Source organism: Arthrobacter sp. H14, assembly GCF_000520495.1.
GTDB lineage: Bacteria > Actinomycetota > Actinomycetes > Actinomycetales > Micrococcaceae > Arthrobacter_C.
In genome coordinates this window covers 5196-6718 of sequence record NZ_KI914669.1, presented here as the reverse complement: position 1 = coordinate 6718, position 1523 = coordinate 5196, and the positions used below count along the sequence as shown (strand labels likewise).

General features: G+C 61.5%; 2 protein-coding genes. Both read right to left on the bottom strand.

Annotated elements, in window-relative coordinates; genetic code table 11:
• The coding region (locus Y707_RS26565) for an amino acid ABC transporter ATP-binding protein (RefSeq protein ID WP_035781977.1) at positions 1-684 on the bottom strand (684 nt) is incomplete at its 3' end.
• Positions 685-689: 5 nt separating this feature from the next.
• Positions 690-1409 (bottom strand): amino acid ABC transporter permease, encoded by a 720-nt coding sequence (locus tag Y707_RS0115585; RefSeq protein ID WP_155853038.1) that lies wholly within the window; start codon positions 1407-1409, stop codon positions 690-692.
• Positions 1410-1523: the final 114 nt, after the last annotated feature.

The following is a 1523-nucleotide window of genomic DNA, read 5'->3' as shown; positions in this document are numbered from 1 at the left end:
CTGCTCCACGACGACGCCGCCGTCCATGAAGACGAGCCGGTCGCCGACCTCGCGGGCGAAGCCCATTTCGTGGGTGACGACCATCATGGTCATGCCTTCGTCGGCCAGCTTGCGCATGACCTCGAGGACGTCGCCGACCAGTTCCGGGTCGAGGGCGCTGGTGGGTTCGTCGAACAGCATCATATCCGGGTCCATGGAGAGGGCGCGGGCGATGGCGACACGCTGTTGTTGGCCGCCGGAGAGCTGGGACGGGAAGGCGTCTTCCCTGTCGGCAAGGCCGACCTTGGCCAGATTCCGGCGTGCCACCTCGATGGCCTCTGCCTTGCCGCGCTTCTTGGCCCGTTGCTGGGCGAGGGTGAGATTGCGCAGGACATTCAGGTGTGGAAACAGGTTGAACTGTTGGAAGACAATACCGATGCGGGTGCGGACATTGTCCAAATCCGTTTCCGGATCAGTGATGTCCACGCCTTCGACGACGATGGTGCCGCTGGTGGGCTCCTCGAGCCGGTTTACGCAGCGCAGCAGGGTGGACTTACCTGACCCGGATGGGCCGACGACGCAAACCACTTCGCCCTGATCGACATGGAAGTCGATGCCTTTAAGGACTTCGTTCTTGCCGAAATACTTGTGCAGGTTCCGGATATCGATGGCCGGGGTGTTCTGGCGGATATTGCTTTCAGCCATCGCGCTTACCTGCTCCTCTGGTTGTGTCGTTCGAGACGGGCCACGAGCCGCGTCAGGGGCAATGTGATGACCAGGTACAGCAGCGCGGCCAACACCAGCGGAGTCGAGTTCGCCGTCTGCGAAACCAAATCGCGGGCAAAGGTGGTCAGTTCGCGCTCGCCCAGAAGCATACCGGCAATGAACAGCAGCGACGTGTCCTTGATGACGATGACCAACTCATTGGTCAAGGGCGGAGTGACGATGCGGAAGGCTTGGGGCAGCACGATCGACACCATGGTCCAGCTAGGGCGCATGCCCAGCGACCGGGCGGCCTCGACCTGACCCTTCGGCACAGCCTGAATACCGGCGCGGATTGTTTCAGCAATATAGGCCGCCGACACGATGATCAAAGCGAGCAACCCGGCGCCGACGCTGCCGCCAGGTGGCGACCAGCTAAAGGCGATAGGTGCTGCGAAGGCGAACCCAAAAATCACCAGCAGGGCGGGAAGCCCGCGGAACGTCTCGATGTAGATAGTCGACACCCAGCGGTAGGGCGCCACCGGCGAGAGCTTCATCAATGCCAGGATGAGACCCAAAATCAGGCCTCCGGCAAACGCAATCACCGTGTACAGAACGGTGTTCTTCGCCGCCGTGGTAATGATCGCAGGGAACGTTTCGGCGGCAACTTCCAGGTCGAGGAAGTTGGTGAGGATCGCTTCCCAGTCGGCGACCAGGACGACGGCCATGACAGCGATGATGAAAATGGCGTACAACACGCCACGGAAGAGGCGTCTGCGAGTGGAGGGTTTCAAACGTTGGCCTTCCAGGGATTAGGTGCGGCAGTGTCGGGAACGGCGCAG